Origin of the sequence: Chitinophaga sancti (assembly GCF_034087045.1) — a bacterium.
Taxonomy (GTDB): Bacteria; Bacteroidota; Bacteroidia; order Chitinophagales; family Chitinophagaceae; genus Chitinophaga; species Chitinophaga sancti_B.
In genome coordinates this window covers 5,746,941-5,766,712 of record NZ_CP139247.1, presented here as the reverse complement: position 1 = coordinate 5,766,712, position 19,772 = coordinate 5,746,941, and the positions used below count along the sequence as shown (strand labels likewise).

Sequence of the window (19,772 nt, the reverse complement as noted above, 5' to 3'; positions counted from 1 at the left end):
GCGCATCTTTTGCGATTATATGCCTCAATGAAATTTTATTTTCATTAAGAGCAGTAGCCAGACAATAGGGCCTTCTCTCAGGATGATTTATATTAAATAAAATCACTTTCACCGAATACGCAACCGGATCTTTCCCAAAAGCTTCCCGGTTAAAATTGATTACCAATTGTTCAAATTTTTCAGTTTCGGCTGTCTCAAATCTTTCCCAATCACCACTCAGATATCACATGTCCTGAAAAAGATTAGTAATTGCTCCTACCACATTTCCCTGCCAGTTTACATTAAAAGTATAGTCCATAAAATGAATAAAGTTACATAATTTAAAATCAATATGTTACTTTCATGCGCCTCCTTTGCATGAAAAGTATCATCCCGCTAACCACCTTATCCCATGCATTCTATGATTTAAATGCAATGAAATAGATAAAAAAGTACTACATCTGTGGCATAAGTTAACCTACATTTGAAAAAGTTAACTAATTAAAATCACCAATGCCACGTTTTTCAATGAAAGCCCTTTGGCTGTTTCTCATGCTATGTACAGCCAAAGCCTCCGCCCAACAGGGATTTATTACAAAGTCCGGGCATCAGTTCTTCCTTCACAACAAACCTTACTACTACATCGGCACGAACTACTGGTACGGCAGTTTGCTCGCCCTGCAAAAAAACGGGAAGGAACGCCTGCAAAAAGAATTGGATTTCCTGAAAAGCCAGGGCATCACCAACCTCCGTGTACTGGTAGGTACAGAGGGCAAAGGATTGGTCAATGGTGTAGAGCGGGTAAAGCCTGCCTTCCAGTATGAGCAGGGTAAATTCAATATGGAGATATTAGACGGTCTTGACTACCTCCTGTACGAAATGGGTAAGAGGAAGATGTATGCCGTTCTATTCCTGAGTAATAACTGGGAATGGAGTGGGGGCTTTTTGCAATACCTCAGTTGGAATGGGATCATCACTGATTCCGTCATGCAGCGTAAATTGAACTGGAATGACCTTCGGGAAAATACCAGCAAATTCTACTCCTGTGCTCCCTGCCAGAAAGATTACGAGAATCAGGTACGCCTGGTCCTGAATCATGTAAATAAATATACCAAACAACGTTATATTGAGGAACCATCCATCATGACCTGGGAATTGGCAAATGAACCACGACCCATGATGACCGCTGCTGTAGAGGGATACAAAGAGTGGACCCTGACCATGGCCAGGTTCATCAAATCCATAGACCATCATCACCTGGTCACCCTGGGTACTGAGGGTATTATGGGCACAGATGAATCTGCGGACCTGTTTAAAGCCATTCATCAACCTAAAGAAGTCGATTATTTAACATTGCATATCTGGCCCAAGAACTGGGGATGGTTTAGGGATACCAGCATTGCCAACAGTTTGCCCGAATTGATAGTGAAGACCCAACAATACATCCGGCAACATGAAGTCATCGCTATTGAGCTGAATAAGCCACTGGTAGTAGAAGAATTTGGCTTGCCCCGTGATCAGCATTCATTTGATCCGGCAACTTCAGTTTATTCACGTAATCAATTGTACAATGGTGTTTTTGCTGAATGGGCCACAAGCCGTAAACAGGGAGGTGCTATTGCAGGATGTAATTTCTGGGCGTTTGCCGGCACTGCAAGGCCGGTTCCCGGGCAATTATTCTGGAAAGAAGGTGATGACTTCATGGGCGATCCCCCACAGGAAGAACAGGGTTTAAATTCCGTTTTCGATGCTGATACCCTCACCTGGAAAATCATCCGTTCCTATATATTAAATTAAATGACACTTATGAAAAAATTACTTTTATCTGTTGCAATTACTGCGGCCACCTTCAATGGGTATAGCCAATCCATCGATCAGAAGGTAGCGTCGCTGGTAGCGAAAATGACACTCGAAGAAAAAGCAGGACAGATGACCCAGATCAGTGTGGAAGCTTTTTTGAAAACTACAAATGGTCAGGTGAACGAGCCTCATGAATTTGACATGGCCAAATTAGAGGAAGCCATCAAAAAATATAAAGTAGGTTCTATTCTGAATGTAGGTGGCTATGCACAAACGGTAGAAGTCTGGAGGAGCAGGATTGAGACTATCCAGAAAATTGCTTTGCAGGAACGTCTTAAAATACCCGTTCTGTATGGCATTGACGCCATCAGGGGGAATAATTATACTTTAAATTCCGTGATGTTCCCTCAGCAGATTGCACAAGCGGCTTCTTTTAATCCTGCCATGGCTAAAAAGGCTGCAGCTGTTACTGCTTATGAAACACGTGCTTCATTTATTCCCTGGAATTTTAGTCCGGTGCTGGATCTTGGCCGTCAGCCTGTATGGCCCCGTATATGGGAGACCTATGGTGAAGACCCCTACCTGGTCATCGAAATGGGCAAAGCCGTGGTACAGGGATACCAGGGCGATGATGTCGTAACCGACAAATACCACGTTGCTGCCTGTCTGAAACATTATATGGGTTATAGCATGCCTTTAAGCGGACATGATCGTACCCCAGCCTGGATACCTGAAAGAGAGATGCGTGAATACTTCCTGCCTCAGTTTGCCGCCGCAGTAAAAGCAGGTGCAAAGAGTGTGATGGTAAACAGCGCGGAAATAAATGGGGTGCCTGTGCATGCCAACAAACATATTTTAACTGATATCCTGAAAGGTGAACTGGGATTCAAGGGACTGGTAGTGAGCGACTGGCAGGATATCGAATATCTTTATCAACGTCACAGAATAGCAAAGGACAATAAAGAAGCGGTGATGATTGCTATTAATGCCGGTATTGATATGAGCATGGTGCCTACAGATTACACTTTTACTACCGACCTTATAGAACTGGTAAAAGAAGGGAAGATCCCTATGTCTCGTATCGATGATGCGGTAAAAAGAATACTGAAAGTGAAATTTGAAACCGGTCTTTTTGATAACCCGGTAGGCAAAGCCAGCGACTATCCATTATTTAACGGCGAAGCGCATAATAAACTAAATTATGACCTGGCTGCAGAGTGTATCACTTTGCTGAAAAACACAAATAACATCCTGCCGTTGACACCGGGCAAAAAGATATTGGTAGCAGGTCCTTCTGCCAATTCAATGCGTTCATTAAATGGTGGATGGTCTCGTATCTGGCAGGGTATTACCAGCGATGAAACTGAAAAGGATAAGAACACCATACTCGAAGCGATGCAGCATGTATTTGGCGCTGCTAATGTAGTATATAGTGCAGGCGTTGATTTTGATAAAACACTCGATATCAGGGATGCGGTATCCAAGGCGGCCAATGTGGATGTGATCGTACTTTGTATTGGGGAAACCAGTTATACCGAAACACCGGGCAATATTGGCGATCTGAGGATATCTGATTCACAGATTGAACTGACCCGTGCTTTATCTGCGACTGGCAAACCTATTGTGTTTGTATTGACCGAAGGTCGTCCACGTATCATCTCTTCAATCGAGCCGCTGAGTGCTGCAGTCGTTCATTCCTACCTGTCAGGAAATGAAGGGGGAAATGTGATTGCAGATGTGCTGGCTGGTAAGATCAATCCTTCCGGAAAGCTGCCTTATACCTATCCCCGTTCTACCAATAGCCTGATCAACTATTATCATAAATATACTGAGACATTGCAGTTTGATGAAATGGCAGGATACAATCCACAGTGGGAATTTGGATATGGGTTGAGTTATACGCAATTCTCTTATGCCAATCTTACACTCAGCAATACAAATTTGACAGCTGCAAAAGCAATTACCATCACGGTCGATGTGACCAATACCGGGAAGGTAGCGGGTAAAGAGGCGGTATTATTATACGTAAGTGATGAAGTCGCTTCTATTACGCCTGAAGTAAAACGTTTGCGGGCATTTGAAAAAATTGAACTGCAGCCGGGCCAGAAAAAGACCGTTTCTTTTACAATAGATAAAGAAAGACTTTCTTTTATCAATGCACAATTACAGCGGGTGACAGAGCCGGGTGATTTCTCCGTTTCTGTAGGAGGATTGAAAGCGGCGTTTAAATATGAGTAATAATAACAAGGGAAGCCGTAGCACCGGCTTCCCTTGTTAAATATCAGAAAAACTGAATTACGAGCCAGTTAAGAAATAAAACCAATCAATAGGTATCATGAATAAAAACATTCATGAAAGAGGGAGTTCACTAACGGGGATGAAAACAATTTTCAGGGAAAACATTCATGAAAGAGGGAGTTCACTAACGGGGATGAAAACAATTTTCAGGGAAAACATTCATGAAAGAGGGAGTTCACCAACGGGGATGAAAACCATTTTCAGGGAAAACATTCATGAAAGAGGGAGTTCACCAACGGGGGATGAAAACAATTTTCAGGGAAAAGAGGCTGTCATCAATACTTTTGAAGCAACCTCTCTTCCTATATTAATATCTATTTTTCCAGCTTAAATCCATCTACAATTTTGGGTCTGTTGGCCGTATTTGCTACCCCTAAACCTGTTGCATACATCCAGCGCGTCATTTTCGTTAGCTTCTCAACATTGATAGTTGCAGCTTCATCAGCTGGTGTGTGATAACGCGGATGCGTGAGCGTAGTGAAGAAAATAGCAGGAATATTCTTTCTCACATATGGTAAGTGGTCGCTGCGGAAATAGAATCCTTCAAAATGGGACGCTTTGTCCCATTCAATATCCAGCTTGAATTTTGGCCCTTTGGCATTTTCTGCCAGCGCGATATTTGCCAGGTCTGATGAGTTCAGATGTGGAGGTGTGATGCCTAGTAAACCTGCACTGTCAGGTGCATTCATGCCTATCATATCAGCATTCAGTACGGCTACCAGCGATTGCTGTGGCACAGTAGGGTGTTCTGCAAAATAATAACTACCCAGTAGTCCACGTTCTTCTGCGCCATGCCATACGAACAGGGCACTACGTTTACCAGGTTGTTGGTGAAACGCACGGCCGATGGCCAGCAGCGCCACGCAGGCGGTTGCATTGTCATCTGCTCCATTTAAGATGGAATCTTTTCCGGGTTCAATGTTGCGTACCCCATCATGGTCTGTGTGACCGCTGAACAATACATATTCATTGGCCAGTTTAGGATCACTACCTTTCACTTTCGCTACTACATTCACAGATGGATAAGAGAATGCTTCCGCATATACGTTTGCCTTAAATTGTTGATTTGGCACACGCACCAGGTCCAGTGCATCAGCACCTACCCAGATAATAGGAATACCGTTCAATAATTGCCGGGATGGTCTGCCTTCTATGCGGTAGGTGCCACGCATACGGTCCTGAATGGCCCTGGACCAGGCTTGTTGTGCTCTGTCATCTGAAACAAATATAATTGCCTTTGCACCTTTTGCTGCGATTTTTTTGACGCAGTTTTGTACAACAAGCGTTACGTATCTCCATGGAATAATTTTGCGTGGGTCGGTCAGATCCTGTTCGGTGAATTGTAGAGCTACGACCTTTCCTTTTACAGTAGCTTCATCCACTGTTAAGGGATCATTTATAAATACGATGGGAGCATCTACCGAAGCAAAGCCTGGTTCCCATACGATCATGTCTTTCCAGAGAGAGAATGTGCGGTCGCCGATCTTTACGGTGCTATGATCATTTACACGTTCGCGTAATAAAGAATAAAACTGGAAATAAGTGCCATCGTCACCAGCGGGTTCCAGGCCCGCTTTGCGTGCTTGTTCTGCTACCCACATGGATGCTTTTAATTCATCCAGGGTGCCTGCTTCACGGCCTCTGAAGTGATCGCCGGCGAGGGTAAAGAGGTCGCGTTTTATTTCTGCCTGTTGAATAGCGTCAATGGGTGCTTTTTTTGATTGTGAATTTACCTGTCCGGCAATGCACAGGAGTGTACTAAAAGAAAATAGAAAAATATCTTTTCTCATATGGTTATCGTTGTGTATGAGTTATTGCGGGCAAAGGTAGGGAATATCATTACTCATTTAATAATCAGTCTTTTTCTCAATCGTAGTAATGCCATTATATTTTTAACCATCATACTCATCTACATATGCTACCGCACTATACGTGAACGGGCTTATATTTTTCTATTTGAAAAATAATGGCCTTATAGACGAATTAATTTAGCCTGCTCAGGAACTATCAATTTAACCTGCAAAGGATTGTTCGCCTTTAATTGCTCCCGTATCAGTTGCTCGCGATTACCACCTGGTTTGATATGCGTGATCACTACCGGAAAGCCCTTCAACGCCTCCGTACCAGCAAGAGACGCTAAATCCTGTAGCTCCGACATCAGCCAGTGTGGAGTAAGATGTCCGAATAATTGTTTATCCGGTTGCTGGTTATCAAAAGATACTTCTATAAAAATAGCCTTTAGTTTTTTGGCTTTCAACAAGGGTGCTGCCTGTTCCCATAGCTGGTGCAGTTTATCAGAATGTTCTACAGCATCCGCGCCAGTATCACCCAGGTATAGTAAATATGCTTCTTCATGCCGAACCAGGAACGCTGTACTCTGGTAAGGATTAGAATGGCTGAGCGGATAAGCGGTGACCTGCATAGCTGTGTTTTGCAAAGGTGCTTCGGTACCTGGTGTCAGTACTGTATAGTGATATTTGCCAAGAGCCGGTTTCTCGCCTTCATTAGCAAAATTAGCCCAGCTTTTCCAGGAAAAATATTTATCTCTTAATATATCCAGGCAATAATCCAGCCCATAAATATGCTTCGTACTATCATCCGGTGAATTGATGATCATACCGGCCAGATGATCAAGATGACCATGGGAGATCAGAAAACCTTTTACATTTCGCCTCAATACCTCAGTGGGGGTACCATGTAATAGTTTCGCCTGTATGGCTTTTTGAATGCCATAATTTACGGTGCCCGCATCCAGGCATACATAATCTTCACTTCCCTGCGGAGCGATCATATAAGCAGAAAGATTGCTTTCATCAGTACCTCCTTTCACACCCAGTGGTATCACTTTGAACGAAGTTTGCGCGTATGCAAATTGACAAAGTAGGATACCTGCTATTGTTAAGATATTTTTCATCAGCGATTATTTTTCTTATAATGGAATGAGATACTCCCAGTTCAATTCTTTTGCAAAATCGAGAGTTGTTTTCCATTCATTGTTTTTAGTATCTTTTCTACATAAGACCTGTTGCCGGCAATGCTTTCAGTGTGAAGGAGGGCATACCCGTTTTCATCTGCTGTTTTTACTTTTGCAGGATGATAAAGTTCATATTTAAGAGACGGCTTTATTCCACTTCGGGAATATCCCAAAGATATCCAGGTGTTGCCGTAGTAAGTTCCGTTTTAACACTTCGGGGCAGTCTTTAACGTCGGTATCGTAGGTTACGTACCAGTATATATTTAATGCTTCAATATTCTCCCGGATCATCTGTTTTTTCCAGGCAATATGTGCAGGTGTTTTACCAAACTGTGGGCTATTGATTATTTCATCTTTCAATCCTCCCTTTTTATTAGAGAGGGTACCGTCTTTTTCAATTTTTCCGGCATTTCCGATGTAGATCAGCTCCACTCTTCCTTTTTTCAATGCATAGACTACGTATACCCCACTCTTATCAGCAGGCGCATTACATACTGTCTGTAGATCTTTTTCTGGCGTGAGGAAGAAATGTTGCTGTGTTTTGTATTTATCTAATATCCCAAACATCGGGCAAAGATAGGATATCTTGCCTGATCATTGTACCAGCTGGTTCTGCTGTTTTTTATTTATGTGATATGCAGCTCCTTCACCGTTTCATTTCCCGGAAGGTGTACCGCCACTACCACCTGGTGGCATTCAACATGGGAATTAACACTTCAATATTCAGGTAAGTCGTTCTACCTGAAAAATAGAAGTTATAGGCCAGTGGAAGCACGATGGCAAATGCGATGGCCCCCACAATACCGGCGATGGGTTTGGCTGTAAACATCCAATAACCAGCTATGCCCGAAATGATAATGACGGCTATATGCCACAGAAGGGATTGAATGCCAAAAACAGGGCCGGCCATGGATAGCATCGCAACTATAACAAAGAGGGCCTCCCTGGTTTTTCCGTTCTCCTCCTTTTTTACTTTTTGATGAAAATATTCTTTCTTAAATGTTTGAAATTCAGCAAGGATTAGTTGTTTTGCCGTATTCATCAAAGCCCCAGGACATCAATTTCCTGACTGCTACATCGATTGTAAAGCCGGGCTGCAAAAATGAATGTCTTAATTCCTCCTTTTGCTCCTGGGATAGGGTACTATTCATGTCGTAATTAATATAGGTATGGGTGTGATATTGTCCGCTTACAGTTGAATAGGGATTATTATAATATATTATGTAATAATAATATGAATTTCGGAGATATAAAAGAGAATTCAGGGATATTTCCCAAAAAGGTTTAGTCAGGGGATTTGGGTTAATTATTACCTTATAAGGTAAAATGCCCGCAGGTAGGGCGTTTGCACGATTTTTCACATCCCGGTATTTCGTCGGTATTCAATGCTATTACGATCATTTGCAATAGTTTTATACCTTTGCATCCCAATTGAAGATTATGCTTGAAAATTTGAAAATAGGAATATTAGGAGGCGGTCAGCTGGGAGGTATGCTTTTACGGCATGCCATCGATCTCGGCCTCAGCGTTTCGGTGTTGGATAAAGATGCTAACGCGTCTTGTTCCCGTTATACTTCTTCTTTTACTATTGGCGATCCCAAATCTTATGAAGATGTGCTGGCATTCGGCAAAGGGCTTGATGTGATCACTATCGAAATAGAAGCTGTCAATATCGATGCCTTGCGCGAACTGGAAAAGCAAGGAAAAAAGGTATTTCCATCTCCGGATACTATTCAAGTGATCCAGGATAAATATACCCAGAAACAGTTTCTCCTGTCACACAATATACCAGTGGTGCCAGGTGTAGCTGTTGAAGGCAAAAATGATCTTAATAATCTCGAAAATAAATTACCGGGCTGTCTTAAAAAACGGCGCGACGGGTACGACGGTTATGGCGTAATGATGTTGAAGACTGCTGCAGATATTGCCAATGCATTTGACGTGCCTGGTGTGCTGGAAGAGTTGGTGGATATTAAACACGAAATTGCCGTAATCGTAGCAAGAAATGAACATGGCGCAGTAAAATGCTATGATCCTGTGATGATGGTGTTTTCCGAAGAAAAATTCGTACTTGAGTCTCAGGTAGCACCTGCTCAGTTAGCGGAAGGGTTGCAGGAAGAAGCCACCACGCTTGCTGAAAATATCGCCAATGCGCTAAACCTGGTTGGTATTCTTGCTGTAGAAATGTTTGTTACAAAAGATAATAAGATCTTAGTGAATGAGCTGGCGCCAAGACCTCACAACAGCGGTCATCACACCATTGAAGCCAGTACTACATCACAATACGAGCAACTGCTCCGGGCAATATTAGGGTTGCCCCTGGGAGACACTGCCCTGCATTTGCCTTCTATGATGTTGAATATATTGCAAACGGCTGCACTGTCTTCTAACAGGCAGGAGAAATTCACTTCCCTGTTGGACATTCCGGGTGCGCATCTTCACTGGTATGGCAAAAAGGGTAGCAGATTAGGCAGGAAAGTAGGTCATATTACCATCACAGGCAGCACAATGGAAGACATATCCTCAAAAGCTGAAACTATTCGGGAAATTTTAAATTAATAAATATGAAACAGGTAGAAGTAGGCATTATTATGGGCAGTAGTTCCGATGCGCCTATTATGCGTCAGGCAATAGAGGTGTTAAAGAAATTTGACGTAGGTTATGAGTTTAACGTCGTGTCTGCACACCGCACCCCCCAAAAAATGTTTGAGTACGCAACTACCGCTGAAGAGCGTGGTTTGAAGGTGATCATTGCAGGAGCTGGCGGTGCCGCACATCTTCCGGGGATGGTGGCTGCTATTACTACCCTGCCTGTAGTTGGTGTGCCGATCAAGTCTTCCAACTCCCTGGATGGTTGGGATTCCCTGTTATCTATTGTGCAAATGCCGGGTGATATACCTGTAGCTACGGTTAGTGTGAATGGAGCACGTAACGCTGGTTTACTGGCGGTTCAGATCCTGGCGACTGCTGATAGTACGCTGAGGGAGAAGCTGGCGGCGTTGAAGAAGGAGAATAATGATAAGGTTGCTAAGCAAAATGAAACCTTAGACCGAGAATAGAAGATCGTTTTTTAAAAAGGGGAAGCCGCTCTTTGAGCGGCTTCCCCTTTTTAAATCATTGTTTTATCCATTATCATTTTCTTAACATTATAAAGGTTACCTTCATGCAATTACTTTAAAAGATTACGCCTACATATTTTCATCTATCCAACAGAGCATATTTGAGATTTATTTCCAGCGTCCTCCGAAAAAACTCTCTAAATATGATAATTCTTATCTTTTTTATTTCCATCTGGTATCTTTCGTTGTTTTCGCAAACTTTTTTTCAGCATAGGTATGCAGCACATGGTGCTTTTGAGATGAGTAAAGGCTGGGAACGATTCTTTTTCATTGTAACGTATGTGACACAGGGTTCATCCTACATGAGTCCCAGGGCATATGCCGTCATGCACAGGCTACATCATGCACATACAGATACACCTTTGGATCCGCATTCGCCTTCTAACTCGTCCAACATATTTGCTATGATGTGGCATACGAGAACTGTCTATCAGCATATACTGCATCATAAAATGGATGTAGAAGAACGATACACAAAAAATGTCCCTTCCTGGGAGCGTTTGGATCGTTTTGCAAATGGAACCGTTTCACGATTAATGTGGGTTGCACTATACATCCTGTTTTTTATAGTGTTTGCTACAAGTCCATGGCAGTATTTGCTGTTACCAATTGTTGTTTCAATGGGTGCTTTTCATGGTGCGATCGTTAACTGGTTTGCACATAAGTATGGGTATATTAATTTCAAATTGAAAAATACATCGATGAATTTACTGTTCGTGGATGTATTAATGTTGGGCGAATCTTATCATAACAATCATCATAAACATCCGGCTTCTGTGAATTTTGGCCGTCGTTGGTTTGAAATTGATCCTGTTTATTATGTAATTAAGCTATTTTCATATTTCAAAATCATCAAACTTGCGCGAGCTTAAATTCATGTATATATAATACAAAAAAAGGGCTGTATCGTGCGATACAGCCCTTTTCTATTCGGTTACCTGATGAAAACAGTTAGCCGTTTAAGCGAATCAGAAGGATCATTTCTTTTTAACAAAATTCATTTCTATTGTGATCGCCTTCAATATTATTGATTGTACCGTACCATCTGTGAAAACTCTTGCAGATGCACACTGATCAGGTAAATTATTTTCTTTTGAAACCAGTCTATTGTTGGAATATCCCTGTTCCTGGAAATGTATTCCTTCGCTTTACCTTCAAGTCCTTGCTTTAACCTTCCCATATATTGACCTATCCACAATTGAACTGTGTGTTCATTTTTCATTCTGTCAACATGTTTTATCGAATTCAGAAATTCTGTATAGATCAGGTTGACGGAGACATATGCTGTCTCATCAAAAGTATGAAGGAGGTTTTCAGCTTTATTTTGCATAGACTTTTTGTTTTAATTAATAATCAATCAATTTGCGTGGCTGATTTCTGAAAATTATGTGAGAAGGGGTGGGGGAGTCGATGAATGTATCGTGGAGTATGTAGGCTCAGCCTATCTATCTATTATTCCAGCGTCCATAAAGGGTGATCGTCTAACGCGCTGTATATCTTAATGTCATCTTCATTTATCTCAAGACGAAACAAACTTTCATTTGCGATTTGCTTAAATGCCTGTATATAGAATATGCCATCCAGCATATGAATGACAATGGGTACAATACTACGGCGGTCGATAAAAAGAGAATTATTCAAAAATCTGAATTTATTATTCTCAGTTTTATCGTAATAAGCTCTGCTATATAATTTTTCATATATGTCGCTTACTGTCATATTTTAGTATTTTAATGACGTGGAAGGGACAAGCCCTTTCACGTCATTAATTTTTTTATTTACCAACGGTTGTTGTAATTAGACCTGGCGGGTTTTTCCTCCCTGGGTTTAGCTTTACTTGCCGTGATTGCCTTTCCATCTATGGAAGCACCGTTCATTTCCTGAATAGCTTTTTCAGCTTCAGTATCATCTGGCATGGTAATAAAGCCGAATCCCCTGCTGCGATTAGTGAATTTATCAATAATCACATTTGCGGAACTAACAGTGCCGAATTTAGAAAACTGGTTAGTGAGGTCCTCATTAACAACATAAGGACTTAGGTTGGACACATATATATCCATTTTGTACTATTTATTTATCTGTGAAAAATATCGATTGAGGTAATAATGCAGGTGGTAAAAAAGAAGGCTGTAAAGAAAACTAGTGTTATGTTAATTGTTAATTGACGGATATAATCTTTTTAACTTCACTCTTGCTTCTTTGTTGGTGAATTGCCAGTTTATTTGGCTGTTTTTATTGTTTCGGTGAATTTGCCATTCAGTGACCTCTTCTTTCACCTTCTCCATTGTAGATATATGCCTGTTCAGGCATTGTCCATTCAAGACGTGCAATTCTATTTCGGCCATATTTAACCAGCTTCCATGTTTTGGGGTATAGATGAATTCAAATCTGTCACACAGCCTTTTGGCTTCTTTGGGTTCAAAGGTCTCATAAAATGCAGCACCCGTATGCGTTTTAAAATTATCCATCACCAGGGTTATCTTTTTCGCTCTGGGATATTTCTTATCTGCGATTTCTTTAATAAACATTGCCCAATCTTTTCTGGCTTTGAATGCTGTTACCTCTACAAAACGCCTCCCTTTCAATGGTTCATTTGCCATGAATATATTTACCATGCCATGTCTTACGAACTCGTAATCTACTCTTCTTTCCTGACCAGGCTTCATAGCAACTGATTTTCTCAGTTCATCGACTAACTGCTTTGGCGACTCATCCATACAAACAACAGGATAATCAGCATCATAAGGCCGCTTATATACATCTAATACATTCTCCATGCTTGCCACAAATTCACTATTACAATGAGGGGGGATTACCCACCCTTTTAATTTCCATGGCTTAAGTTCATTTTTTTTAAAACCTTTCTTACTGTTACATGGGAGATGCTTTCTACATACTTTAATTCAACCATCTTGTCTGCCAGCAGCCGTAATGACCATTTAGCAAACCCCTTAGGTGGCTCACTACAGCATAATGTGACTAACTTCGCTTCTATATCTCCATCCACTTTGGATTCATAAATACGAGTTGAAGGTCGTCTTTCTAATACCCCTTCAAAACCCTCTTCAATAAATTTCTTCTTAACTCGATCTATTGTGCGCATCCCTACTTTCAAAACCTTACTTATTTGCTCATTAGTCACTTTTTCCGAGTACTTCCCCTCATCGCAATTTAATAAAATATAAGCCATACGAAAGGTTTGGGAAGTATGTGAACCTTTATTTATTATGCTGTGTAATTCTTCAACTTCACTCTTTGTCAATTTAACGGTATAGCGTATCATCTTCGATAAATATTCCTCAAATATACAACTCGTAACCGTCAATTATTAATTAACATAACACTAGCTTACTAATGCGTAAATCTCAATTGTAATCTTCTTAAAGGTATGGTTTAAATAGTTCTCTGCCTAATTTATTTATTTTCAAGGGGTATTTAAAGGGATATATTAGTCCTTTTTCCCCCTGGCAATTCAAATATTTCCCTGTATTTTTTTAATGCAAGCTGTGTTTAAATGTATGAGATAAGCCATAGTGAGTGCAAATTCATTCGCTGAAACTTACTATTTTGAGCACAATAAACTTAATCCCATGAGGAAGCTGATTTATGGCATTAACCTAAGTTTGGATGGTTGCTGTGATCATACCAAATTCAGCGGCGGAGATGATATCCTTGATTATTTCAGGGAATTGCTGGAGGGTGTGGATCTGATCATTTATGGAAGGAAAACGTATGATCTGATGGTGCCTTTCTGGCCGGAAGTTGCTCAAACACAATCATTGAATGAAGCTGGAAATGCATTTGCTAAGGTGTTTGCAAATCTTCAACGTGTTGTCGTTTCGAATTCTATAAACAATGTAGATGATGAGCAGACAATAATTATCCGTGATAACCTGAAGGAAGAGATTATCAGGCTAAAGCAGTTGCCCGGCAAAGCGATATCCACCGGGGGCGTGGAGTTACCTGCCCGATTAATTGAATGGGACCTGGTAGATGAATTTCATATGGTCGTTCACCCGGTGATCGTTGGGGAGGGACGGCGTTTGTTTACTGAAATCTCCCTGCCTGAATGCCTGGGTTTAAAATTAGGAGCATCGAATACGCTAAATAGTGGGTGCGTGGCACTACGATATGAAAGGATTTAAAATTAGGGTATTCAGGAATTTCATGTTTAATAAAATCAATTATGCCAATAATTCATCGCTCCACATTATTAGTGTTGCTGCTATTTTTTTCCCAATTAAATACCTTTTATGGGCAGTCAAATCGCATGGATGTAACTCCTTCAAGGAGGATTGTGAATATCGTCAATTTTATCCGATTGCTGGAACCCCGTGATCCTGCTATCACTGAAGACGTACTCTACCAGACGGTGGAAAAACAGGTAGCATTGATGAAACAATACCATCTTGGTGGCACCTTTCTACTGCAATACGATGCGCTGATGGATCCCCGTTACCAGCGTTTACTTAAAAGCCTTCCCAAAGATCAGTTTGAAATTGGTGCCTGGTGGGAACTGCCGCAACCACTTATAGAAAAAGCAGGTATTAAATGGAGAGGGAAATATGCCTGGGACTGGCATTCAGATATTGGTTTTTCTGTTGGCTATACGCCTGAAGAACGCGAAAAGATTATCGATGTTTATTTTAATGACTTCAAAAAGATATTTGGATACTATCCAAAATCAGTAGCCTCCTGGGTGATTGATGCACACTCCCTGAATTATATGTATGATAAGTATAAAATAGTGGCTTCGGCCAATTGTAAGGATCAGGTAGGTACTGATGGATTTACGCTTTGGGGTGGGTATTGGAACCAGGCTTATTATCCAAGCCGCATCAATGCTTATATGCCTGCCCAGCATGCCGAAAAGCAGCTTCCTGTGCCTGTATTCAGAATGTTGGGTAGTGATCCTATCCGGCAGTATGCGGATGGTGGTAAGGTAACAACACTGGAACCTGTGTATCCATATGCAGGTGGTAATGAACAATGGGTTCATTGGTTCTTAGATATTTTTTCCAGTGATCCGGTGCTGGGTTTTAACTATACACAGGCAGGGCAGGAGAATTCTTTTACCTGGGCTGCCATGCAGAAAGGGCTGGAAATGCAGCTGCCAATTATCGCACGGTTAAAGCAGGAAGGAAAAGTACAGGTAGAAACGATGGCGCAATCAGGTCGTTGGTTCCGGCAAATGTATAAGGTAACCCCTTCAACCACCTTTGCCGTGACAAGAGATCTGAATACCAGCAATAAGAAAACCATTTGGTACAACAGCCGTTTTTACCGTACAAATCTTTTATGGATGAATGGGCATTTGCGTATTGATGATATTCATTTGTTTAATGAAGCCGTACCCGATAAATATTTAAATAGTGTAACGAAGGTGAATCAAAGTTTCTTCTATACGCTACCTGTAGTAGATGGGTTTCAATGGGGAGAACGTGATAATCCGGCGGGTTTTAGACTAATGGAAATAAAAGATGGCAATGAGCAGGAGGTAAGTGGGGGAGATCCGGTATTTAGTAATACAGGACAAAGCACTACACATGTTTCCTGGCCGGGTAGTAAGGGTAGTTTTGAAATCGATCTGCAGGAAAACAAGTTGATAATAACCACAGGCAAAAGCAATACTGATAATTGGTTTCTGGATCTTTATGTGGCTACAGGGGCGAAAACTGCTTTTCAACAGGTGGATAGTGTACGTGCTACTTATTCATTTGATGGTCATACTTATTACCTGGCGGTGACGCAGGGTAGAGTGGAGACACATCCCATGGGTGGGTTATACCGGATTAAACCTGATCATGGAACTATTGTGTTGAAACTGCAAGATGATTAGATCCACCGGCACTATTTCCTTGAAAAGCTGCTGCTGAAGTTTATAGGTGATTATCAGCAGGAGCATTACCAGCATAATATATTGCATGCAGTGAGGGATATTCATGTGGCTGAGGGAAACTGGATGTAAGTTTACTGCAATGGGAATGTATATTAACCTGGAACCTATATTTAGATCAATTGACTTCACCTGATATTTTTTAGCAGAGGGCTCATCTGAAGTAAAATCGATAATATGTTGATTGTTTATCGTACTTTGAACAGGTTGATAAGAATCTTAATTCCAACAGTTAAGTGATTTTGTTCGCATCCAGTTCTTACTGATTCAAAAGTAAACTTATATAAAAGAATAAATTTTAATGTATTACATTTGTTCAAATTGTAATAACCAATTCGACGGTCAGTGATAGCAAGCAATCCGGGCGCATTATATCAAGGATAATTATGGATAAATATTTAAATGCGGTAATCATCGGTAGCGGAAGCTATATTCCGACTTTACGGATCTCCAACGATGACTTCTTACATCATATTTTTTACGACAAAGATGGTACAGCCTTGTCGAAGTCAAATAAAGATATCATCCAGCAGTTTGGTAAAATTACCGGCATAAGAGAACGCCGGTATGTTTCGGATGACCTGGTTGCTTCTGACATCGCGGGACTAGCCGCAGATGATGCATTAAAATCGTCTGGTATAGACCCGGAAAGTCTGGATTATATTATTGTTGCCCATAATTTTGGAGACATCAAGGCAGACAACAGGCGCAGTGATTTTGTGCCTGCGTTAGCATCCAGAGTAAAGCATCATCTGGGGATTATTAATCCTCTTACTGTAGCTTATGATTTGACATGGGGCTGTGCCGGGTGGCTGCAGGGTATTATCCAGGCTGACTTTTTTATAAAATCCGGGAGCGCAAAACGAGTGATGGTGATTGGTGCAGAGACTTTATCCCGGATCTGTGATCCTCATGATAGGGATAGTATGATCTATTCGGATGGTGCGGGCGCTGTAATACTGGAAGCTCAGTATGACACGCTTCAGGCTGGCATTCTTTCCCATGTGTCAAAATCTTATACAGATGATCTGGCTTACGTGTTGGGGATGGGACGCTCCTACAATCCTAATTTTGAAGGTGATGCATTGTTTTTAAAAATGAACGGGCGTAAACTGTATGAAAATGTTTTGAAAACTGTTCCATTGACAATTAAGGATTGTCTTGAAAAAGCTTCGCTTTCCATTCCAGACATTGATAAGCTGCTTATTCACCAGGCTAACGAAAAAATGGATGAAGCAATCCTGAGGGAACTTTTTAATATATATGGAGAAGAACAGCGGATACCTGTAGACATTATGCCGATGACGATTTCATGGCTGGGCAATAGCTCTGTGGCAACGCTTCCTACACTTTTCGATTTGATGATTAAGGGTAAGTTTGAAAATCAGAAGATTACTAAAGGAACGAATATTGTATTTGCTTCTGTAGGTGCAGGTGTTAATATGAATGCTATAGCTTACCGTGTTCCTTATTAAGTGATGGACAGTGTAATGGAAAAAAGAATCAGGTCGAACAATGGGATTAACTGGATCAGCGGGTGGTAAACTGAACCACCCACTGATCAGCGTGGCAGATCAAAATAATTGCGGCATTATTGACACCCTTGTATTAATTCACCAGGGATTTCAAGACCTGCTTTTCCTGCTGCTTCAATATGTACCTTAGCCTGATCTTTATCGATAAAGCCCTCTTCAAACAGGTATATTTGTGCCAGTTCAATATGACCCCTGACATAACCGCGTTCTATCGCTGTTTTAAAGTATCCTATTGCTGCTTTTATGTCTTTTGCGGTACCTAATCCCTGCTGGTGAAAAATTCCCAGATTATACGCACCAATTTCAGATTCATCTTTCTGGTAATACCGGAGAGCGATATCAAAATTCCCGTTTTCTTCATATAGGTATCCCAGCCAACCGTAATCCGGTTCTCCAAGTTTCTCTGCCTGATGGTAGTGGTACAGTGCCTGCTCAGGATCTGTATCATAAAGCAGAAATCCAAGGTTATTATGTGCCGCTGCCATACCATCCTCTGCTGCTTGTTGCAATAGTGTAATGGCTTTTTCTATATCAGGGGGCGTTCCTATGCCATTCTGATAGCATAGGCTTAATCCATTGATCGCATTTGTATTGCGGGCAGCAGCACCCTTTCCGTACCAGTAAAATGCTTTGTCATCATCTACATATCCCTCTATCATGTAATAAATATGCGCGAGGTTATTCATCGCATAGCCATATCCTTTTTCAGCAGCAAGTGTGTAGTGATAAATTGCTGACTGGTAATCCTGCCTGGCATAAGCATCTACGCCAATATTATACAATTCTTCAACCGGTGTGTAGGCATCAATAACAGTTTCTTCATCAGGCGTCTTTGCATATGCCAGTAGCCTGTCACGCACTACTTTATCATAATAAAAACTGTAGCCATCACTTTCGGCATCCTGTTGAACCAGCTCTTTATTTGCTCTTGATATTCCATATTTATCTATAAGGTAAACTTCCTTCCCCTTGATAGCCCAGGCAAAGCCCTGAGGAGGGGCTTTACGTACTATCAGGTCGAACTGCTCACCATTTTCAGTAAGACTGTAAAAACCATCTTTTAGTAGCAGGAATACATTTTCATGCAACAGTTCTATTTTTTCATATTTAAAATCGATGATCACTGTTGCATCTTCTGCCAGTATACCCCAGCTTCCATTCTTTTGTGCAATGTATTGACCATTGTACCCGACTTTGTTAATGTTTTCGTATGTTGGTTCCACAACAACTTCTCCCGAAACGTTGATGAGTCCTAAAAGGCCATTTCGCTGAACAATCGCCAGATGAGAATAATCAAAATCATAAGCCTCATCCCATTCCGGATGGACTATGATCTTACCTGATCTGTTCACATAGCCATATTTCTTCGCTTTCATTACAACCGCAATATCCTGTTCACTGAATTCATAAAATTCTTCAAATTGAGGAGGCAGTAATATTTCTCCTTCAGCACTTTTTAATCCCCATAATCCATTCTCATAGTAAATTTCTTCCATTCCCGATCCTTCATGGATGAGCTTCCATCCATAATTATAATCCGCGTAGTTCAGGAGTTCATCAAATGAATGAAAAGCCATGCTTACATGTTTGAGCTTGTTGTAAGACAACATGGAAATGTCGTTGTTGTCCATGGCACTGGTGATCATAGCATTGTTATACGCTATATCTGCCAGCCAGATAGCCGCCTGTTCGTTATGTGATGTCTCATCCATATTGAATACGTTCCGGGCATCCATGCTAAAATAAGGCTGGTCCAGGCTGTCCAGGTATTTAAATAGCTTATTTTTTGATGCAGTAAAGTTGCTTTTATTGTTAATGAGAGACTTTGTAGCATCCAGGAAGTTGTAAAATCTTTTCAGGTTTTCGATACCGGGTTTGGCATCATAGTATAAAATATCATTTTCAATGAAACCTCCACTTATTAGCAATGGTTGTAATAACAGTGGCATCTCATATTCCCATTCCATCATCATTATATCGTTCCTGTCTTTTCCTGAAGGGGAGTTGGTGTTACTTAAATATACGCTGTGCGACATGCAGCAAAGGTAAGAATTCTTTAAATGGGGCTATCATATAAGGCTAACAACGGGAAGAGTTCGTTCCCGCTGTTAATTTAATATTTTTATCAGGTGTTAAATACCGGGCCTATCAGGTCTGAAACAGGCGTCTCA

The 19,772-nt window shown here is 41.2% G+C and carries 18 protein-coding genes; 9 read left to right on the top strand and 9 right to left on the bottom strand.

Annotated features, from left to right (window positions below):
- The first annotated feature begins 492 nt into the window (after positions 1–492).
- From SIO70_RS23345 to SIO70_RS23335, 3 genes are all read left to right on the top strand, one after another.
- On the top strand, positions 493–1,776 hold the full coding sequence (locus tag SIO70_RS23345; protein WP_320574804.1) for a glycoside hydrolase 5 family protein: 1,284 nt from the start codon (positions 493–495) through the stop codon (positions 1,774–1,776).
- A 9-nt stretch (positions 1,777–1,785) separates the two neighbouring features.
- The gene (locus SIO70_RS23340; protein WP_320574802.1) at positions 1,786–4,017 is read left to right on the top strand and encodes a glycoside hydrolase family 3 N-terminal domain-containing protein; all 2,232 of its coding nucleotides are present in this window, start codon (positions 1,786–1,788) and stop codon (positions 4,015–4,017) included.
- A gap of 97 nt (positions 4,018–4,114) precedes the next feature.
- Positions 4,115–4,408 (top strand): hypothetical protein, encoded by a 294-nt coding sequence (locus tag SIO70_RS23335; RefSeq protein ID WP_320574801.1) that lies wholly within the window; start codon positions 4,115–4,117, stop codon positions 4,406–4,408.
- Here the strand turns inward: SIO70_RS23335 and SIO70_RS23330 are convergent.
- The 4 genes from SIO70_RS23330 to SIO70_RS23315 form a co-directional block, all read right to left on the bottom strand.
- Positions 4,392–5,867 carry a M28 family metallopeptidase gene (locus SIO70_RS23330; protein ID WP_320574799.1) on the bottom strand — a complete coding sequence of 492 codons (1,476 nt, stop codon included), beginning with the start codon at positions 5,865–5,867 and terminating at the stop codon, positions 4,392–4,394. The two genes, SIO70_RS23335 and SIO70_RS23330, sit on opposite strands and share 17 nt — an antisense overlap.
- Positions 5,868–6,049: 182 nt before the next feature.
- Complete coding sequence (locus tag SIO70_RS23325; RefSeq protein WP_320574797.1) at positions 6,050–6,991, bottom strand: 3',5'-cyclic-nucleotide phosphodiesterase; 942 nt, start codon at positions 6,989–6,991, stop codon at positions 6,050–6,052.
- Between the two features lie 195 nt (positions 6,992–7,186).
- Positions 7,187–7,618, bottom strand: coding sequence for a hypothetical protein (locus SIO70_RS23320; protein WP_320574795.1), 432 nt, complete (start codon positions 7,616–7,618; stop codon positions 7,187–7,189).
- Positions 7,619–7,730: 112 nt separating this feature from the next.
- Positions 7,731–8,096: a hypothetical protein gene (locus tag SIO70_RS23315; RefSeq protein WP_320574793.1), complete on the bottom strand. Its 366-nt coding sequence runs from the start codon at positions 8,094–8,096 to the stop codon at positions 7,731–7,733.
- Positions 8,097–8,491: 395 nt separating this feature from the next.
- Here SIO70_RS23315 and SIO70_RS23310 point away from each other — a divergent pair, with 395 nt between their 5' ends.
- The 3 genes from SIO70_RS23310 (at position 8,492) to SIO70_RS23300 (ending at position 11,042) form a co-directional block, all read left to right on the top strand.
- Complete coding sequence (locus tag SIO70_RS23310) at positions 8,492–9,610, top strand: 5-(carboxyamino)imidazole ribonucleotide synthase (RefSeq protein WP_320574791.1); 1,119 nt, start codon at positions 8,492–8,494, stop codon at positions 9,608–9,610.
- A 5-nt stretch (positions 9,611–9,615) separates the two neighbouring features.
- Positions 9,616–10,110 carry a 5-(carboxyamino)imidazole ribonucleotide mutase gene (gene purE / locus SIO70_RS23305; protein ID WP_083727663.1) on the top strand — a complete coding sequence of 165 codons (495 nt, stop codon included), beginning with the start codon at positions 9,616–9,618 and terminating at the stop codon, positions 10,108–10,110.
- A 203-nt stretch (positions 10,111–10,313) separates the two neighbouring features.
- Positions 10,314–11,042, top strand: a complete 729-nt coding sequence (locus tag SIO70_RS23300; protein ID WP_320574787.1) for an acyl-CoA desaturase — start codon at positions 10,314–10,316, stop codon at positions 11,040–11,042.
- Between the two features lie 152 nt (positions 11,043–11,194).
- Here SIO70_RS23300 and SIO70_RS23295 read toward each other — a convergent pair whose 3' ends face one another.
- From SIO70_RS23295 to SIO70_RS23280, 4 genes are all read right to left on the bottom strand, one after another.
- Positions 11,195–11,500 (bottom strand): hypothetical protein, encoded by a 306-nt coding sequence (locus tag SIO70_RS23295; RefSeq protein WP_320574785.1) that lies wholly within the window; start codon positions 11,498–11,500, stop codon positions 11,195–11,197.
- A 122-nt stretch (positions 11,501–11,622) separates the two neighbouring features.
- Complete coding sequence (locus SIO70_RS23290) at positions 11,623–11,889, bottom strand: hypothetical protein (protein WP_320574783.1); 267 nt, start codon at positions 11,887–11,889, stop codon at positions 11,623–11,625.
- A 59-nt stretch (positions 11,890–11,948) separates the two neighbouring features.
- Entirely contained in the window at positions 11,949–12,230 is a 282-nt protein-coding gene (locus SIO70_RS23285) for an RNA-binding protein (protein ID WP_320574781.1), read from the bottom strand.
- Positions 12,231–12,320: 90 nt separating this feature from the next.
- Positions 12,321–13,453, bottom strand: a protein-coding gene (locus SIO70_RS23280; RefSeq protein WP_320574779.1) for an IS630 family transposase whose coding sequence is annotated in 2 segments (ribosomal slippage) — positions 12,321–13,030 and positions 13,030–13,453 — 1,134 coding nt in all. Because the reading frame shifts where the segments join, the coding sequence is not laid out codon by codon here.
- 307 nt (positions 13,454–13,760) lie between these two features.
- Between SIO70_RS23280 and SIO70_RS23275 the strand changes: the two genes are divergently transcribed.
- From SIO70_RS23275 to SIO70_RS23265, 3 genes are all read left to right on the top strand, one after another.
- Complete coding sequence (locus tag SIO70_RS23275) at positions 13,761–14,315, top strand: dihydrofolate reductase family protein (protein ID WP_320574778.1); 555 nt, start codon at positions 13,761–13,763, stop codon at positions 14,313–14,315.
- A 41-nt stretch (positions 14,316–14,356) separates the two neighbouring features.
- On the top strand, positions 14,357–16,009 hold the full coding sequence (locus SIO70_RS23270) for a hypothetical protein (protein WP_320574776.1): 1,653 nt from the start codon (positions 14,357–14,359) through the stop codon (positions 16,007–16,009).
- 443 nt (positions 16,010–16,452) lie between these two features.
- Positions 16,453–17,541 (top strand): ketoacyl-ACP synthase III, encoded by a 1,089-nt coding sequence (locus SIO70_RS23265; RefSeq protein WP_320574774.1) that lies wholly within the window; start codon positions 16,453–16,455, stop codon positions 17,539–17,541.
- A 116-nt stretch (positions 17,542–17,657) separates the two neighbouring features.
- Here the strand turns inward: SIO70_RS23265 and SIO70_RS23260 are convergent, their stop codons facing one another.
- Entirely contained in the window at positions 17,658–19,637 is a 1,980-nt protein-coding gene (locus tag SIO70_RS23260) for an SEL1-like repeat protein (RefSeq protein WP_320574772.1), read from the bottom strand.
- Positions 19,638–19,772 lie beyond the last annotated feature (135 nt).